General features: G+C 74.3%; 16 protein-coding genes. 12 read left to right on the forward strand and 4 right to left on the reverse strand.

Features of this window, described 5'->3' with window-relative positions:
* Nucleotides 1–52 precede the first annotated feature (52 nt).
* The 9 genes from ACQP0T_RS05470 to ACQP0T_RS05510 all read left to right on the forward strand — a co-directional run bounded on the left by ACQP0T_RS05470 (nt 53) and on the right by ACQP0T_RS05510 (nt 7,928).
* A complete protein-coding gene (locus tag ACQP0T_RS05470; RefSeq protein WP_433871589.1) occupies nt 53–787 on the forward strand; it encodes a GntR family transcriptional regulator in 735 nt (244 codons plus the stop codon).
* The gene (locus ACQP0T_RS05475) at nt 784–1,203 is read left to right on the forward strand and encodes a phosphonate C-P lyase system protein PhnG (protein WP_433871590.1); all 420 of its coding nucleotides are present in this window, start codon (nt 784–786) and stop codon (nt 1,201–1,203) included. Before ACQP0T_RS05470 ends, ACQP0T_RS05475 begins: the two co-directional genes overlap by 4 nt.
* Nucleotides 1,203–1,748 (forward strand): phosphonate C-P lyase system protein PhnH, encoded by a 546-nt coding sequence (gene phnH, locus ACQP0T_RS05480; RefSeq protein ID WP_433871591.1) that lies wholly within the window; start codon nt 1,203–1,205, stop codon nt 1,746–1,748. The genes ACQP0T_RS05475 and phnH overlap by 1 nt, the downstream gene beginning before the upstream one ends.
* Complete coding sequence (locus ACQP0T_RS05485; protein ID WP_433871592.1) at nt 1,748–2,866, forward strand: carbon-phosphorus lyase complex subunit PhnI; 1,119 nt, start codon at nt 1,748–1,750, stop codon at nt 2,864–2,866. Before phnH ends, ACQP0T_RS05485 begins: the two co-directional genes overlap by 1 nt.
* Nucleotides 2,863–4,659, forward strand: coding sequence for an alpha-D-ribose 1-methylphosphonate 5-phosphate C-P-lyase PhnJ (locus ACQP0T_RS05490; protein ID WP_433871593.1), 1,797 nt, complete (start codon nt 2,863–2,865; stop codon nt 4,657–4,659). Before ACQP0T_RS05485 ends, ACQP0T_RS05490 begins: the two co-directional genes overlap by 4 nt.
* 5 nt (nt 4,660–4,664) lie before the next feature.
* Nucleotides 4,665–5,408, forward strand: coding sequence for a phosphonate C-P lyase system protein PhnL (locus ACQP0T_RS05495; protein WP_433871594.1), 744 nt, complete (start codon nt 4,665–4,667; stop codon nt 5,406–5,408).
* Nucleotides 5,405–6,595 (forward strand): alpha-D-ribose 1-methylphosphonate 5-triphosphate diphosphatase, encoded by a 1,191-nt coding sequence (locus ACQP0T_RS05500; protein ID WP_433871595.1) that lies wholly within the window; start codon nt 5,405–5,407, stop codon nt 6,593–6,595. Before ACQP0T_RS05495 ends, ACQP0T_RS05500 begins: the two co-directional genes overlap by 4 nt.
* Complete coding sequence (locus tag ACQP0T_RS05505) at nt 6,592–7,407, forward strand: inositol monophosphatase family protein (protein WP_433871596.1); 816 nt, start codon at nt 6,592–6,594, stop codon at nt 7,405–7,407. The genes ACQP0T_RS05500 and ACQP0T_RS05505 overlap by 4 nt, the downstream gene beginning before the upstream one ends.
* Before the next feature lie 98 nt (nt 7,408–7,505).
* A complete protein-coding gene (locus tag ACQP0T_RS05510) occupies nt 7,506–7,928 on the forward strand; it encodes a DUF3995 domain-containing protein (protein ID WP_433871597.1) in 423 nt (140 codons plus the stop codon).
* A gap of 87 nt (nt 7,929–8,015) precedes the next feature.
* On the opposite strand, the gene ACQP0T_RS05515 is transcribed toward ACQP0T_RS05510, so the two are convergent.
* The 4 genes from ACQP0T_RS05515 to ACQP0T_RS05530 all read right to left on the reverse strand — a co-directional run bounded on the left by ACQP0T_RS05515 (nt 8,016) and on the right by ACQP0T_RS05530 (nt 12,499).
* Nucleotides 8,016–8,837 carry an FAD binding domain-containing protein gene (locus ACQP0T_RS05515; RefSeq protein ID WP_433871598.1) on the reverse strand — a complete coding sequence of 274 codons (822 nt, stop codon included), beginning with the start codon at nt 8,835–8,837 and terminating at the stop codon, nt 8,016–8,018.
* Nucleotides 8,834–9,307, reverse strand: a complete 474-nt coding sequence (locus tag ACQP0T_RS05520) for a (2Fe-2S)-binding protein (RefSeq protein WP_433871599.1) — start codon at nt 9,305–9,307, stop codon at nt 8,834–8,836. Before ACQP0T_RS05520 ends, ACQP0T_RS05515 begins: the two co-directional genes overlap by 4 nt.
* 11 nt (nt 9,308–9,318) lie before the next feature.
* Nucleotides 9,319–11,580 (reverse strand): xanthine dehydrogenase family protein molybdopterin-binding subunit, encoded by a 2,262-nt coding sequence (locus ACQP0T_RS05525; protein WP_433871600.1) that lies wholly within the window; start codon nt 11,578–11,580, stop codon nt 9,319–9,321.
* Between the two features lie 130 nt (nt 11,581–11,710).
* The gene (locus ACQP0T_RS05530; protein ID WP_433871601.1) at nt 11,711–12,499 is read right to left on the reverse strand and encodes an HpcH/HpaI aldolase family protein; all 789 of its coding nucleotides are present in this window, start codon (nt 12,497–12,499) and stop codon (nt 11,711–11,713) included.
* A gap of 424 nt (nt 12,500–12,923) precedes the next feature.
* On the opposite strand from ACQP0T_RS05530, the gene ACQP0T_RS05535 reads away from it, so the two are divergent.
* The 3 genes from ACQP0T_RS05535 (at nt 12,924) to ACQP0T_RS05545 (ending at nt 16,060) form a co-directional block, all read left to right on the forward strand.
* Nucleotides 12,924–13,211 (forward strand): hypothetical protein, encoded by a 288-nt coding sequence (locus tag ACQP0T_RS05535; RefSeq protein WP_433871602.1) that lies wholly within the window; start codon nt 12,924–12,926, stop codon nt 13,209–13,211.
* 142 nt (nt 13,212–13,353) lie between these two features.
* Entirely contained in the window at nt 13,354–14,148 is a 795-nt protein-coding gene (locus tag ACQP0T_RS05540) for a hypothetical protein (RefSeq protein ID WP_433871603.1), read from the forward strand.
* A gap of 34 nt (nt 14,149–14,182) precedes the next feature.
* On the forward strand, nt 14,183–16,060 hold the full coding sequence (locus tag ACQP0T_RS05545; RefSeq protein WP_433871604.1) for a fumarate reductase/succinate dehydrogenase flavoprotein subunit: 1,878 nt from the start codon (nt 14,183–14,185) through the stop codon (nt 16,058–16,060).
* Nucleotides 16,061–16,069 lie beyond the last annotated feature (9 nt).

The following is a 16,069-nucleotide window of genomic DNA, read 5'->3' on the forward strand; positions in this document are numbered from 1 at the left end:
CGTTGGTCCGGCTGAAGTTGTCCGGACAAGGCTCCGGGCCACGCTGTCGTACGTGGTCAGAAGCCGGTACCTGGAGATAGCCGACGAGCTCGCGACCGAGCTCGCGGCCCTGCCCGCGGGCACCCGCATCGCCAGCGAGCACGAGATCGCCGAGCGCTTCGGCGTCGGCCGGGCGGCGGCCCGCGCCGCGGTGCAGGAGCTGGAGAGCCGGCTGCTGGTGCGGCGGGTGCGCGGCGCGGGCACCTTCGTCAACCGCCGCATCGATTACGCGATCTCGCAACGCCGCGCGCCCTCCTGGCACCAGACGGTGCGCGAGGCGGGCGCCGAGCCGAGGTCGCTGGTCCGCGACGTGCGGCGGGCCCCGCTGCCCGATGACGCGGCCGAACGGCTGGAACGCCCGCCCGGCAGCCCCGCGACGCTGCTGGTCCGCCAGTACTACATCGACGAGCTGCTCAGCGGGTGGTCCAACGAGTGGATCCCGGCCGACGTGCTCGCCGACGTGGACCTCGCGGTGCACGCCGTGGAGTCGGTCGACTCGATCCTGCGCCAGATGAGCGGGGTCCGGCCGGTGCGCGCCTGGTGCCGGGTCAGCTACGCGTTGCCCGACGCGGCGGTCGCCGCGGGCCTGGGCACCGAGTCCTGCCGACCGGTGTGGCTCGTCGAGAGCCTCAGCCGGGACGTCGATTCCGGTGTCCCGCTGCTGTCCAGCCACTCCTGGTCGCGTCCCGATTCCGCCCGGATCGTCGTCGAGATGGACGGGCCCTACTTCTCCCCGGAGGTCACGTGAACAGGGAAGAGCGCACCGCGTTGCTCGCAGTCGCCGAACCCGACGAGGTCATCGACCTCGCGGACCGGTGCCTCGCCGGCGCCGAACCGCCCTCGGTGCTGCGCGCCCCCGAGGTCGGCTGCGTGTCGGTGCAGGTCAGGGAGCCGGTGGTGCGGGAGCGGTTCCTGCTCGGCGACGTGCTCGCCTGCCGCGCCGAGGTCGAGCTGCGCGGCGCGCGGGGGTGGGCGATGCGGCTGGGCGACGACCGGCCCGCGACGCTGGCCGCCGCGCTCCTCGACGCCGCCGCCGAGGCCGATGCCGCGCTGGCCGCCGAGGTCGAGGAGCTGTGCCTGCGGGTGGCGGACCGGCACCGCGCCGCCGAGGAGGCGGAGTGGGCCGAACTGGCCCCCACGATCGTCGAATTCGAGGAGCTGTGATGACCGCGAGCCCGGTCGTGGCGCTGGCGCCACGGCAGAACCAGCTCGTCTTCCGCGCCGTGCTGGACGCGCTGTCCCGGCCCGGCGAGGTGACCCGGCTGCCCGAGACGCCCTTCCCGGCGGTGCTGCTGCCGGTGCTGGCGCTGTCCGGCCTGGAGACCCCGGTGCACGTGGCGCGGTCGGAGTGGGCCGACCCGGTGCGCGCGGTCACCGGGGCCCCGCTGGTCGAGCGTGAGCGGGCCGCGCTGGCGGCGCTGGACGAGCCGGACCTGTCCGGGTTGCCGGTCGGATCCGCCGCCGCGCCGGAGCGGGGGGCGCTGGTCGCCCTGGCCGCGGACGGGTTCGACGACGGCCCGGCGCTGCGGCTGAGCGGCCCCGGGGTCGACGGGTCGCGGGAGGTCCGGATCGCCGGGCTGCCCGCGGACTTCGCCGAGCGGCGGCGCGCGGCGGCCGACTTCCCGGCCGGACGCGACCTGCTGCTGGTGACCCGGTCGGGCGCGGTGCTCGGATTGCCGCGCTCGACCCGGATCGAAGGAGGTGCCTGATGGGGTATTCCGGTGTCCGAGGCGGGATGGACGCCATCCTCGCCGCCGAACGGCTGGTCCGCCGCCGCCGCGACGACGCGCCGGTGGAGTGGGCCGGGACCGAGCAGATCGCGCAGCGCTTCCGGCTCGCCGTCGACCGCATCATGGGCGAGGCCGGGCTCTACGACGAAGGCATCGCCGCCGACGCGTTCCGGCAGGCCGAGGGCGACGTGCTGGAGGCCGCGCACCTGGTCCGCGCGCACCGCTCCACGCTGCCCAAGCTGGCCGTGACCGAACCCGTCGACCCGGACCGGATGGTGGTGCTGCGCCGGATCGTCCCGGCCCACCGCACCCCGGGCGGTCCGCAGCTGCTCGGCCGCACCACCGACTACACCGGTCGGCTGCTGGAGCGCCCCCGGGAGCGCCCGGCGCCGGTGCCCGCCGAGGCCGGGCAGCCGCAGCCGCGCACCGACGAGCAGCGCCACCCGCGCCGCTTCTACCGGCTGCTGGCCGAGCTCGACCTGGTCGTGCAGCACCCGGATCCCGACGGTTCGGGGCAGGACGACCCGGAGCCGTTCGACATCACCCGCCGGGCGCCCCGGACCCCGGCGCCGCGCTCGGCGATCCTGGCCAGCATGGCGCGCGCCGAGACCGGCGCCCTGGTCGGGCTCTGGTACCGGTCGATCCTCGGGCCCGACGGCGACGTCCACGAGATCACCCTCGGCGACACCCGGCACGGCCGGATCGGGCTGTCCATCACCCACCCGCACACCGGACGGCCGGTGGAGATCGGGCGGATCCGGGTGACCGAGGCCGAGGGCATCGAGGACCTCGACGGCGCCGACGAGGACCGCACCAAGTTCGACGTCGGCTACGGCCTGTGCTTCGGGCACAACGAGCGCAAGGCCATCGCGATGGCCAACCTGGACATCGCCTGGCGGCGCACCGGGTCCGGCAGCGCGCTGGAGCAGCTCCTGCTGCTGACCACCGACGGCCTCGATTCCGGTGGCTTCCTCGAACACCTCAAGCTGCCGCACTACGTGACGTTCCGGTCGATGGTGGACCGCAAGACCGCGACCCGGCAGGCCGCAGACGCGGCCGAGCGGGCACCGGAACCGTTCGGAGAGGAATGCCGATGACCACGACATCCGACGCGCTCGCGGTCCGGGAACTCGCCGGCGAGACCGCGCTGGACGGCGGCCTGCTCGACGAGGGCGCCAAGCGCGAGATCCGGCGCGCCGCGCTGACCGCCGTCTGCGTGCCCGGCTACCAGGTGCCGTTCGGTTCCCGGGAGATGCCGGTGGCCCGCGGCTGGGGTTCCGGCGGACTCCAGGTCACCCTCGCGGTGATCGGCGAGCAGGACGTGGTGAAGGTGATCGACCAGGGCGACGACGGCGGCGTCAACGCGGTCAACCTGCGGCGGATGATCGCCGGCACCACCGGCTGCGGTGCCGACACCGACACCCGCAACGCCACCGTGATCCAGACCCGCCACCGCATCCCGGAGGAACCGCTCGGACCCGGGCAGGTGCTGGTCTACCAGGTACCGGTGCCCGAACCGCTGCGCGGCGTGCAGAAGTCGGTCGCCGAGTGCGACCGGATGCACGCCGAGGGCGACTACTCGGCGATGTGGGTGAGCCTCTACGAGGACCTGGTCCGCAACGGCGTCATCACCAAGTCCACCGGCTACCCGGTGCTGGTCGACGGGCGCTACGTGGTGGCGACCAGCCCGGTGCCGCGCTGGGACGTGCCGAAGCTGGACCGGTGCGCGCACCTCAACCTCTACGGCGCGGGCCGGGAGAAGCGCCTCTACGCGATCCCGCCGCACACCGACGTGGTGCCGCTGACCTTCGACGACGTGCCGTTCGAGGTGGAGCGGGTGCCGGGCGCCCGGTGCTCCTACTGCGGCGGCGAGCACAGCTTCCTGGTCGAGGGCGGCGACGGCGGCTATGTGTGCAGCGACTCCGACTGGTGCACCCGGGTGACCGCCGGGGACGCCGACGTCGAGGCGCACGCGGCCCGCGCCCCGCGCCCCGGCCCGGTGGCGGTGCGGGAGCGACCGGTCACCGCCCCGCCGCCGCACGACCCGGACGGTCCGGAGTGGACGCTGCGGGTGGACGGCATCGGCAAGGTGCACGGGCCCGGCGGAGCGGCGGCGGTGCCCGGCACCGGACCCGAGCACGGCACCGCGGTCAGTCCCGGCACCGGCGCGGTGGTCGCCGCCTGGGACGTGTCCTTCGACGTCGCGCCCGGGGAGGCCCTCGGCCTGATCGGCGAGTCCGGTTCCGGCAAGTCCACGGTGCTGCGCTGCGTCATCGGCGACGACGCCCCGACCGGCGGCGCGGTCCGGCTGGCGGCGGTCGACGGCGGGGGCACCGACGTGCTCGGCCTGGACCGGGCGCGGCGGCGCAAGCTGCGGGTGGACACCATGTCGGTCGTCTACCAGGACCCCTCGGCCGGGCTGGACCTGCGGGTCACCGCGGGCGGCAACGTCGCCGAGCGGCTCACCGCCGCGGGCTGGCGCGGGTTCCGGGCGATCCGGGAGCGCGCCGCCGAACTGCTCGACCGGGTCGAGGTCCCGCTGTCCAGGATGGACGATCCGGTCGCCACCTTCTCCGGCGGGATGCGCCAGCGGGTGCAGATCGCCAAGGCGCTGGCCACCGAACCGCCGGTGCTGCTGCTCGACGAGCCCACCACCGGCCTCGACGCCTCCGTCGCCGCCGGGGTGCTGGACCTGCTGCGCGGGCTGCTCGCCGAACGCGACATCGCCGCGGTGGTGGTCAGCCACGATTTCGCGGTGATCGAGGCGCTGACCGACCGCAGCCTCGTCATGCAGCTCGGCCGGGTCGTCGAGCAGGGGCTGACCGACCAGCTCTTCGCCGACCCGCACCACCCCTACACCCAGCGGCTCGTGGCCGCGGCCCGGAGGTGAACCCGGTGATCCCCGACGACCCGGTGCTGACCGTGCGCGGTCTGCGCAAGTCCTTCACGCTGCACACCATCGACGGCCGGACCTCGGTCTCGCTGCACGGCGTGGACCTCGACGTGGCGGCGGGCGAGCACGTCGCCGTCGCCGGCCCCAGCGGGGCGGGCAAGTCCAGCCTGCTGCGCTGCGTCCAGCGCAGCTACCTGCCGGACGCGGGCAGCGTGGTGCTGCACGCCGACGGCGGCCCGGTGGAGCTCACCGCGCTGCCGGACCGGGCGCTGGCCCGGCTGCGCGGGCGGGCGCTCGGCTACGTCTCGCAGTTCCTCGCCGCCCCGCCGCGCACCGGTCCGCTGGAGGTGGTGGCCACCGCGGCCCGCCGCCGCGGGCTGGACCGCGCCGAGGCCCGCGAGGCCGCCGGCGACGCGCTGCACCGCCTCGGGCTCGACGAGGCGCTGTGGGACGTGGACTGCGGCGTGCTCTCCGGCGGGGAGCGGCAGCGGGTGAACCTCGCCGCGGGCACCGTCCGGCCGCCGCGCCTGCTGCTGCTCGACGAACCGGTCTCGGCGCTGGACCCGGCCAACCGGGAACGCGCCCTGGAGCTGATCGGCTCGCTGCGCGGGCAGGGCGTCGCGGTGCTGGCGGTGTTCCACGACCTCGACGCCATGCGGCGGCTGGCGACCCGGGTCGTCGAGATGTCCGGGGGACGGATCGTGCGGGCGGGATCGCCCGCCGAGGTGCTGGGGGCGGCGGCATGAGCAGCGCGACGGAACAGGTCACCGGCTGGTCGCTGGCCGCCACGCCGCGGGACTACGTGCTCGGGCACGTCCGGGCGGTGCTGCCCGACCGGCTGCTCGACGACGCGCGGATCGTGGTGCGCGGCGGGCGGATCGCAGAGATCGGCCCGCACCCGGCGGCCACCGGGTGCGATGTGGACGGTGGCGGCCTGCTCTGCCTGCCCGGGCTGGTCGACGTGCACAGCGACGCGCTGGAGCGGGAACGCGCCCCGCGCCCGTCGGCGGAGCTGCCGTGGGACTTCGCGCTGCTGTCGCTGGAGGGCAAGCTGCGGGCGGCGGCGGTCACCACCACCTTCCACGGCGCGTCGTTCCAGAACGGCAACGCCCGCGGCGTCGGTGACCGGTCGGTGCGCAACGCCCACGACCTGTGCGCGGCGGTGGGGCAGCGGGACGGCTCCGTCGTGGACCACCGGGTGCTGTACCGGCTGGACGTCCGGTCCGACGCGGGGGCGGAGGCGCTGGCCGCCGAGCTCGACGGGGCCGACGGCGTCGCGCTGGTCTCGCACGAGGACCACACGCCGGGCATCGGCCAGTACGCCGACCCGGAGAAGATGGCGGAGTACCTGATCGGCGCCGACGGCATGTCGCCGGAGCAGGCCCGGCAGCACGTCACCGACCTCACCGCCGAGCGGGCGAGCCGCCTCGACGTGCGGGAGGCCAACCTCGGCTGGCTCGGCGGGCTGGCCCGCGCCGGGCGGATCCGGTTGCTCGGGCACGACCCGGAGTCGGCCGAGGAGGTCGCGGCGCTGTGCACCCGGGGCGGTGCGGTCGCGGAGTTCCCGACCACGGTCGCCGCCGCCGAGGCCGCGCGGGAGCACGGGCTGCCGGTGGTGGCCGGGGCGCCGAACGCGCTGCGCGGCAGCTCGCACTCCGGCAACGTCTCGGCCCGCGAGCTGGTCGCCCGCGGCCTGGTCACCGCGCTGGCCTCGGACTACCTGCCCTCCGGGCTGCTGGCCGCCGCGTTCGCGCTGGCCGGGGACGTCGGGCTGCCCGCGGCGCTGGGCCTGGTCACCACCGGACCCGCCGAGGTCGCCGGGCTCACCGACCGGGGTCGCCTGGCCGAGGGGCTGCGCGCCGACCTCGCCCTGGTCGAGCCGGGTCCGGACTGGCCGGTGGTGCGCTCCGTGCTGAACGGGGGGAACCGATGAGCCTGATCGGCTGGCCCACCCCCGACCCGGTGGTGCCGAGCGAGGCGCACCCGGTGCTGGCCGGGGCGGCGAAGGCCGCCTCGGCGGCGTTCCGGCGGGCGCGCGCGGAGTTCACCCGCGCCCGGCTCGCCGAGACCGGGCGCACCGGCGCCGACGGCACCGCCTCGATGCGGCTGGACCTGCTGGTCGAGGCCGCCATCGCGGAGGTCGCCGAGGAGCACCGGGTGAACCTGCTCAGCGAGGAGATCGGCTTCGTCGACCGGGGTTCGGCCACGACGCTGGTGGCCGATCCGGTGGACGGCACCGCCAACGCCGCCGCCGGGGTGCCGCTGTCGGCCTTCGCCGGGACGCTGGCCGTCGACGGCGTCCCGGTCGAAGCCCTGACCTGCTGGCTGGACACCGGGCGCTGCTGGCACGCGGTGGCGGGTCGGCCGACCGGCTACCGCACCACCGGGCGCCGCGAGCTCGACGGCGCGGCGGTGAGCCTGCTGCGCCCGCACGAGCGCAACGCCGAGCCGTGGTGGCGGATCAGCCGCCGGGCGGGCCGGATCCGCATCCTGTCCACGAGCTGCCTGGAGGCGGCGCTGGTCGCGGAGGGCTCCACCGACGCGTTCCTCGACGCCGGTTCCGACACCCACCGGATCGTGGACCTCGCCGCCGCGCTGGTCATGCTGCCCGCCTCGGGCGGGGTGGTGCTGGACCTGCACGGCCGGGCGCTGGAGATCGACCCGGACCTGCACCGGCGGTGGTCCGGCGTCGTCGCGGCCACCCCGGAGCTGGGCGAGGAGCTGCTCACCGCCGCCCTGGCCTGATCCGGCGCAGGCCTGATCCGGTGCTGAGCTGATCCGGTGCAGGGCTGATCCGGCGCCGCGCTGGCACCATCGGTCGGGAGCGGCGGAGGGAGCGGAACGTGGTGCGGAGGTGGCCGGGCTGGGCGACGGCGGTGTGGGCGTTCGGGTTCGCCGGGCTGAACGTGTTCTGGGCCCTCGGCGGCCGGACCGGGTTGCACCCGGTGGAGGACGCGATGGGCATCGGTCCGGTGAACCTCGCCGCCGCCGCGATCAAGGTGGTGCTCGGCGTGGTCGCGCTCGTCGCGGTGCGGCGCGTTCCCGGCCCGCGCCCGGCCGCGCGCGGCATCGCCCTCGGCGTCGGGGTCGTGCTCACCCTGTACGGGCTCTACGAGACGGTCGGCAACGCCTTGGTGGTGGCGGGCGCGCTCCCGGGCGTCGAGGCCGGGCCGAACCACGTCCACTACGTCTGGCTGTGGGGCCCGATCTGGCTCCTCGGCGGCCTCCTCCACCTCGCAGTGGCCCGCGCCCTCCGTCCCCGGTGAGTGAGGGGCACCCTTGACCGAGTAACTGGGACAAGGGTGCCCCTCACCTGGGTGCCGATCACCCGGACGGGTAGGGCGCCGGACGGGTCAGGTGGCTCGGGTGGTGGCCGCTTCCAGGGCCCGGCGGGTGAGGACCTTCGCCAGGTGGCGGCGGTACTCGGCGCTGGCGCCCGGCTCGTCCGGCGGGGAGGTGCCGTCGGCGGCGCGCTCGGCGGCCTCGGCGGCGGACGCGCCACCGGCCAGGGCCTCCTCGACGCCGCGCGCCCGCACCGGTGTCGACGCCATGTTGATCAGCGCCACCCGGTCGCCCGCGACCGCCACGCCGACCATCGCCCAGTCGATCGCCCGCCGGGTGAACTTCTGGAAGTCCCAGCCCTGGCCCCGGGTCTTGGTCACCGCGATCTCGATCAGCAGCTCGTCCTCGCCGAGCGCGGTCTCGAAGAAGTCGGTGAAGAACTCCGTCGCCGCCACCTCGCGGGTGCCCGAGGGGCCCTGCAGGACGAACACCGCGTCCAGGGCGAGCAGCACGGCGGGCAGGTCCGAGGCCGGGTCGCCGTGCGCGACCGAACCGCCGACGGTGCCCCGGTGCCGGATCTGCGGGTCGCCGATGGTGCCCGCGGCGTGCGCGAGCAGCGGGATCTCGGCGGTCAGCAGCTCGGAGGTCGCCACGTCGTGGTGCCGGGCCAGCGCCCCGATCCGGACCCGCTCGCCGTCGTCGGTGATGTGCGACAGCGCGGTGATGCCGCCGACGTCGACGAGCACCTCGGGCACGGCCAGCCGCAGCTTCATCAGCGGCAGCAGGGAATGCCCGCCCGCCAGCAGCTTGGCGTCGTCGCCGTGCTCGGCGAGCAGGCCGAGCGCCTCCTCGACGGTCGCGGCCTTGCGGTAGGTGAACGCGGCGGGGATCATTCGACGGCTCCGGACTTCTCCTCGGCCGCGGCGCGCACGGCTTCGACGATGTTGTGGTAACCGGTGCAGCGGCAGAGGTTGCCCTCCAGGCCGGACCGGATCTCGGCCTCGGTCGGGGTGGGGTTCTCCGCCACCAGCGACACCGAGGCCAGCACCATGCCCGGCGTGCAGAACCCGCACTGCAGGCCGTGGTGCTGCTGGAAGGCGCGCTGCATCGGGTGCAGCTCCTCGCCGTCGGCCAGGCCCTCGATGGTGGTGACCGAGCGGCCGTCGGCCTGCGCGGCCAGCACCGTGCAGGACTTCACCGACTCGCCGTCGAGCAGCACCGTGCAGGCGCCGCACGAGGTGGTGTCGCAGCCGACGTTGGTGCCGGTGAGGCCGCAGTTCTCCCGGACGTAGTGCACGAGCAGGGTGCGGTCCTCGACCTCGTGGCTCTGCTGCTCGCCGTTGACGTTGATCTTGACGTGCACTGCAACGCTCCTCAAGCCTGGTTGATCGCGGCCCACACCCGCTGGGGCGTGGTGGGCATGTCGACGTGCCGGATTCCGAGGTGGGACAGCGCGTCCACGACCGCGTTCTGCACCGCGGGCGTCGACCCGATCGTGCCCGCCTCGCCGATCCCCTTGGCGCCCAAGGGGTTGAGGTCGGTGGGTGTTTCCATGGTGAGCAGCTCGAAGGACGGCAGCTCCGCCGCGGTGATGATCGCGTAGTCGGCGAGGTTGGCGTTGAGCGGGTTGCCGTCGGCGTCGTAGCCCGCTTCCTCCAGCAGGGCCTGCGCGGCGCCCTGCGCGATGCCGCCGTGCCGCTGCCCCTCGGTGAGCACCGGGTTGAGGATGCGCCCGGCGTCGTCGACGGTGATGTGCCGCAGGTAGTCGACCTTGCCGGTCTCGACGTCGACCTCCACCACCGCGAGGTGGGTGCCGAACGGGAACGACGGGCTGTCCTCGGTGAAGTGGACGTCGGCGGCCAGCCCCTCGGCGCCGGCGCGCTCGGCCAGCTCCGCCCAGGACACCGACACGCCCGGGGTGCCGCGCACCGCCCAACGGCCGTCGCTGATCTCCAGGTCGGCCTCGTCGATCTCGATCATCTCGGCGGCCAGCTTGCGGCCCTTCTCCCACACGTCCTGCGCGGCGCGGTGCACCGCCGACCCGCCGAGCTGCAACGAGCGCGACCCCATCGTGCCGACGCCGTCCGGGATGCGGTCGGTGTCGCCGTGCACCACCTCGATGCGGTCCAGGTCGATGCCGAGCCGCTCGGACACCAGCATCGCGTAGGAGGTCCAGTGCCCCTGGCCGTGCGGGGAGCTGCCGGTGAGCACCAGCGCGCTGCCGTCCGGCCGGATCTCGACGTGCCCGGTCTCGCCCTCGGTGTTGTTCGGCGCGGTGATCTCGACGTAGCAGGCCAGCCCGAGCCCGAGCTGCTTGACCGCGCCGGATTCCCGGCGGGCGGCCTGCTCGGCGCGCAGCGCGCGGTAGTCGGCGGAGTCCAGCACCGCGTCCAGCGCCGCGATGTACTCGCCGGTGTCGTAGACCAGCCCGCCCGGCGTGCGGTACGGGAACTGCTCCGGCTTGATCAGGTTCGCGCGGCGGACCTCGGCCGGGTCGGCGCCGATCTCGGCGGCGAACAGGTCCACGGCGCGCTCGATCGCCGCGGTGGCCTCCGGTCGTCCCGCGCCCCGGTAGGCGCCGATCGGCGTGGTGTTGGTGACCACGGCCTTCGCGCTGCACTCCACCGCCGGGATGTCGTAGACGCCGCTGGCCATCATCTTGGTGAAGAAGGGCAGGAACGCGCCCATCCTCGGGTAGGCGCCGACGTCCTGGACGATCTCCAGCCGGTACGCCTGGATGGTGCCGTCCCGCCCGCCGCCGATGGTGACGACCTGCCGCTGGGCGCGGCCGTGGGTCATGCCGATCAGGTTCTCGCCGCGGTTCTCCGACCAGCGCGTCGGACGGCCGACCCGCTTGGCCAGCCACGCCAGCAGCGCCGCCTCGGACTCCACGCCGATCTTGGCGCCGAACCCGCCACCGACGTCGGGCGTGATCACCCGGACCTGCTCCTGGGACAGGCCCATGTTCGCCATCAGGGCGTCCCGGCAGGCCTGCGCGTTCTGGTTGGACAGCCAGAAGGTCGCCTTGTCGCCGTCCCAGGCGCAGGCGGCGGCGCGGCCTTCCAGCGGCACCGGGGCGACCCGCTGGTTCTCGATCTCGCGGCGGACCACGACCTCGCAGCCCTCGAACAGCGCGTCGCCCGCTTCCTCGGTGGCGCCGACCAGGTTGGTGCCCGCGTCGGGGAAGACCAGGTTCTCGTCGCGCAGCGCCTCGCCCACGTCGACCACCGCGTCCAGCGGGTCGTAGTCCACCTCGACCAGTTCGGCCGCGTCCTCGCCCTGGGCGGGGGTCTCGGTCAGCACCGCGGCGACCGCCTCGCCGACGTAGCGGACCACGTCGGTGGCCAGGTGCGGACGGCCCATCGCGGCCGGGGGCATCCCGCTGATCCCGGCGTCCGGGGCGAACGGCGGCAGGTCCACGTCGGCACCGGTGACGACGGCGACCACGCCCGGTGCCGCGGCGGCCTGCTCGGTGTCGATGGCGGTGATCCGGGCGTGGGCCATCGGGCTGCGGACGAAGGTGACGTGCAGGGCGCCGTCCAGCGCCGGTTCCCGCAGGTCGTCACCGTAGATGCCGCCGACGGTGAGAAGGCGCGGGTCTTCGCGTCGTTCGACCCGTGTGCCGAGAATGCTCAATGCTTCCTCGCAGTCAACGCAGTATCGGTGGGCGATTGATCGGCTTCCCTCGATCTAGTTCTTACGCGGGAAGCGCGGCCGAGTAAAGGTGGCCGGGTCCTCGCGGCCACCGGCGGATCCGTCCGGTCCGTCAGGCGTAGGAGTCCGGGCCCACCGCCTCCTCCCGGCCGCCGCGCAACCGGTCGACCCACTCGGTCGCCGTCCGCCGCACCAGCGCGGCGTCCGAGGCCAGCGTGGTCATCCGGAACCCCGCCTCCCGCCAGCGCCGCGCGCCCTCGACGCCGTCGCAGTGGATGCCCGGGAGCACGCCGTGCTCGCGGCAGCTCTCCAGGATCGCGCCGACGAGCTCGGCGTGCGCGCCGTCGACCACGTCCAGGGTCGGGGTCATCCCGTGCCCCAGCGCCAGGTCCGACGGTCCGACGTAGCAGGCGTCGATCCCGGGGGTGGCCAGGATGGCGTCGCGGTTGGCCACGCCGTCCGGGGTCTCGATCATGGCGGCCAGCACGGTGCGCTCGTCGCCGCGGGCGGGGCTGTAGTCCGGCACGTCGAGGGCGGCGCGGATCGGGCCCCAGCTCCGGGTGCCCAGCGGCGGGTACTTCGCCGCGCGCACGGCCCGCCGGGCGTCCTCGGCGTCGTTGACCATCGGCACGATGATGCCCTGGGCGCCCGCGTCGAGGGCCTTCATGATGTGGTCCGGCTGGTTCCACGGCACCCGGACCAGCGCGGGCGTGCCGGTGGCGGCGAGGGCCTGGAGCATCGGCACGAGCTGGTCGTAGCCGATCAACCCGTGCTGGGTGTCGACGCAGACCCAGTCGAAGCCGGACCGGCCCATCAGCTCGGCGCTGAACGCGCTCGGCAGCGAGCACCAGCCCCCGATGGTCGGCTCGCCGGATGTCAGGACTTCTCGCAGCGACACCATTTTCCTCCTCGGTGCGGCCGACCGGCCGGTGCGCGGTGGACGTCCCGGACGCTGCCCTCGCGTCGGAGGCGGGCGCCGTCGGGGAAGGCGGTCGCGCGGCTTCCCGGAGCGGAGACTAGGGCAGCGGACTCGCCGGGTGCAACGCTTCTCGGCCCGGCAGCGGGGCGATCCGCGGCACGGCGCGGAGAACGCGCCGACCGGGACGCGACGGGACCACTGTGGACCGTCCGGTGGTGCGCGCGCGAGCACGTCGCCGCGGCCGGACGCCGCTGCTCGGGTGGGTCCGGTGCCGCCGGGCGGCGACCGCCGAACGGGCGAATCGCGCTCACGATCGTTCCAGTGACCCTTGTCACATCGCGGTGCGGGCGGCACAGTCGAGGGGGCGGGCGGAACCGGCTCGCGTCCCGGGTGAGAGGTGGTGCCCATGCCTTCGACGCAGGACCTGGCCGAACTGCGCCGGACCCTGAACCAGCTCCGCAGCGGCGTCGGCGCGCTGCGGACCCGCTACGGCGACGTCCCCGGCGTGCGGCGGCTCAGCAACGACCTGGACCGGTTCGACATCGACCTCGCCGACCTGTCCGCCGCGATGCCGGTGCCCCGGCGCAGCGCCGAGGCCGCCGCCGAGGACGTCGTGCTCGTGCCCGACACCCCGTACGACCCGGAGCTGTGGCGCGACGCCGACGACGAAGGCATCGGCGGCCGGAGGCAATAGCGCGTTCCGGGGAACTCGGCAACTCGTTCGGCGCAACGGCGCGGCGGGTTTGACCCGGTTGGTGGGCTACCTGCGGGCCGTGCCGCCGTTCCACAATGGGCAGCGCAGGTGAACAGGACACCGCACGACATCGAGGTCTTGAATGTCCGCACCTCCCGCCGGCCGAGCGCGCGTCGTCGCGCGCACCTTGCGCACCGATCGCTGGTGGCTGCCGCCGCTGGCCACCTTCCTCGCGCTGACCGCGTTCGTCGTCTACGGCGTGGTCCGCGTCTTCCTCAACCAGTGGTACTGGGTGCCCGAGCACCACTACCTCGCCCCGTTCTTCTCGCCGTGCCTGAGCGCGGCCTGCGTGCCGGGATCGAGCCACTGGGGCCAGCCGTTCCCGGACCTCGGTCCGTGGATCCCGCCGCCGACGTTCGTGCTGCCGTTCGTGCTGGGCTTCCGGCTGACCTGCTACTACTACCGGAAGGCCTACTACCGGTCGTTCTGGGCGTCGCCGCCGGCCTGCGCGGTGCCCGAGCCGCGCCGCCGCTACACCGGCGAGACGCGCTTCCCGCTGCTGCTGCAGAACTCCCACCGCTACTTCTTCTACGCGGCGCTGCCGGTCGCCGCGGTGCTCACCTACGACGCGGTGATCGCGTTCCGCGGCGCCGACGGCGGGTTCGGCATCGGGCTGGGCACGGTGCTGCTGGTCGTCAACGCCGCGCTGCTGTGGGCCTACACGCTGTCCTGCCACTCGTGCCGCCACCTCGTCGGCGGCCGGATCAACCACTTCTCCCGGCACCCGGTGCGGTACTGGCTGTGGACGAAGGCGACCTGGCTCAACGGCAGGCACGCCCAGCTGGCCTGGGCGTCGCTGATCTCGGTGGCCCTGGTGGACCTCTACGTGTTGCTGGTGGCCAGCGGAGCCTTCCCGGACCCGAGGCTGATCAATTGAGCGGCGCGGCCACCCGCAAGACCGCTAGCGAGGAGTGAGCGTGGACATCGAGCGGCACGACTACGACGTCGTGGTGATCGGAGCCGGCGGCGCGGGGCTGCGCGCCGCCATCGAGACCCGGTCGCGCGGGCTGCGCACCGCCGTGGTGTGCAAATCGCTGTTCGGCAAGGCGCACACGGTGATGGCCGAGGGCGGCATCGCGGCCTCGATGGGCAACGTGAACTCGCGGGACGACTGGCAGGTCCACTTCCGGGACACCATGCGCGGCGGGAAGTTCCTGAACAACTGGCGGATGGCCGAGCTGCACGCCAAGGAGGCGCCGCTGCGGGTGTGGGAGCTGGAGACCTACGGGGCGCTGTTCGACCGGACCCCCGACGGGCGGATCAGCCAGCGCAACTTCGGCGGCCACGAGTACCCGAGGCTCGCGCACGTCGGCGACCGCACCGGGCTGGAGCTCATCCGCACCCTCCAGCAGCAGGTGGTCGCCCTCCAGCAGGACGACCAGGCGCGCACCGGCGACCCCGAGTCCGGGCTGCGGGTGTTCCAGGAGTGCACCGTCACCGAGCTGATGACCAGCGACGGGGCCATCTCCGGGGCGTTCGGCTACTGGCGGGAGAGCGGGCGGTTCGTGCTGTTCCGCGCCCCGGTGGTGGTGCTGGCCACCGGCGGCATCGGCAAGTCGTTCAAGGTCACCTCGAACTCCTGGGAGTACACCGGGGACGGGCACGCGCTGGCGCTGCGGGCCGGGGCGTCGCTGATCAACATGGAGTTCGTCCAGTTCCACCCGACCGGGATGGTCTGGCCGCCGAGCGTGAAGGGCATCCTGGTCACCGAGTCGGTGCGCGGCGACGGCGGGGTGCTGCGCAACGCCGAGGGCAGCCGGTTCATGTTCGACTACATCCCCGAGGTGTTCAAGGACAACTACGCCGACGACGAGGCCGAGGCCGACCGCTGGTACGCCGACCCGGACGCCAACCGCAGACCGCCGGAGCTGCTGCCCCGCGACGAGGTCGCCCGCGCGATCAACAACGAGGTCAAGGAAGGCCGCGGCGGTGAGCACGGCGGGGTGTTCCTCGACGTGTCGAGCCGGCTCTCCGCGGACGAGATCACCCGGCGGCTGCCCTCGATGCACCACCAGTTCCGCGAGCTGGCCGACGTCGACATCACCGCCGAACCGATGGAGGTCGGGCCGACCTGCCACTACGTGATGGGCGGGGTGGAGGTCGACCCGGACACCGCCGCGGCCTCGGTGCCCGGCCTGTTCGCCGCCGGGGAGGTCGCGGGCGGGATGCACGGGTCCAACCGGCTCGGCGGCAACTCCCTGTCGGACCTGCTGGTCTTCGGCCGCCGGGCCGGGCTCGGCGCGGCCGACTACCTCGGCGGGCTGGCCGCCCGGCCGGAGGTCGACGACGCCGAGGTGACCGCCGCCGCGCGCCGCGCCGAGGCGCCGTTCGGCATCGAGGGCGGCGCCAACCCCTACGGCCTGCACGCCGAGCTCCAGCAGGTGATGAACGACCTGGTCGGCATCATCCGCAAGGCCGACGAGATGGACGACGCGCTGGACCGGCTCGGCGACCTCGGGCGGCGCGCCGAACGGCTGTCGGTGGAGGGCAACCGCCAGTTCAACCCGGGCTGGCACCTCGCCCTGGACCTGCGCAACATGCTGCTGGTCAGCGAGTGCGTGGCCCGCGCGGCGCTGCTGCGCACCGAGAGCCGGGGCGGGCACACCCGCGACGACCACCCGTCGATGGAACCGCGCTGGCGCCGCTCCCTGCTGGTGTGCCGGGACACCGGGAGCGGCGTCGAGGTCACCGAGCGGGAGCAGCAGCCGATCCGCGCCGACCTGCTGGCGCTGTTCGAGCTGGAGGAACTCCGCAAGTACCTCGCCGAGGACGAGCTGCCCGCGAGCTGAAACCGCAGG

Source organism: Saccharopolyspora sp. CA-218241, assembly GCF_050954615.1.
Taxonomy (GTDB): domain Bacteria; phylum Actinomycetota; class Actinomycetes; order Mycobacteriales; family Pseudonocardiaceae; genus Saccharopolyspora; species Saccharopolyspora cebuensis.

Coding starts and splice junctions, on each gene's coding strand:
- phnH (WP_433871591.1), top strand. CDS start 1,203: ATGACCGCGAGCCCGGTCGTGGCGCTGGCGCCACGGCAGAACCAGCTC.
- ACQP0T_RS05485 (WP_433871592.1), top strand. CDS start 1,748: ATGGGGTATTCCGGTGTCCGAGGCGGGATGGACGCCATCCTCGCCGCC.
- ACQP0T_RS05490 (WP_433871593.1), top strand. CDS start 2,863: ATGACCACGACATCCGACGCGCTCGCGGTCCGGGAACTCGCCGGCGAG.
- ACQP0T_RS05500 (WP_433871595.1), top strand. CDS start 5,405: ATGAGCAGCGCGACGGAACAGGTCACCGGCTGGTCGCTGGCCGCCACG.
- ACQP0T_RS05505 (WP_433871596.1), top strand. CDS start 6,592: ATGAGCCTGATCGGCTGGCCCACCCCCGACCCGGTGGTGCCGAGCGAG.
- ACQP0T_RS05515 (WP_433871598.1), bottom strand. CDS start 8,837: ATGATCCCCGCCGCGTTCACCTACCGCAAGGCCGCGACCGTCGAGGAG.
- ACQP0T_RS05530 (WP_433871601.1), bottom strand. CDS start 12,499: ATGGTGTCGCTGCGAGAAGTCCTGACATCCGGCGAGCCGACCATCGGG.
- ACQP0T_RS05535 (WP_433871602.1), top strand. CDS start 12,924: ATGCCTTCGACGCAGGACCTGGCCGAACTGCGCCGGACCCTGAACCAG.
- ACQP0T_RS05540 (WP_433871603.1), top strand. CDS start 13,354: ATGTCCGCACCTCCCGCCGGCCGAGCGCGCGTCGTCGCGCGCACCTTG.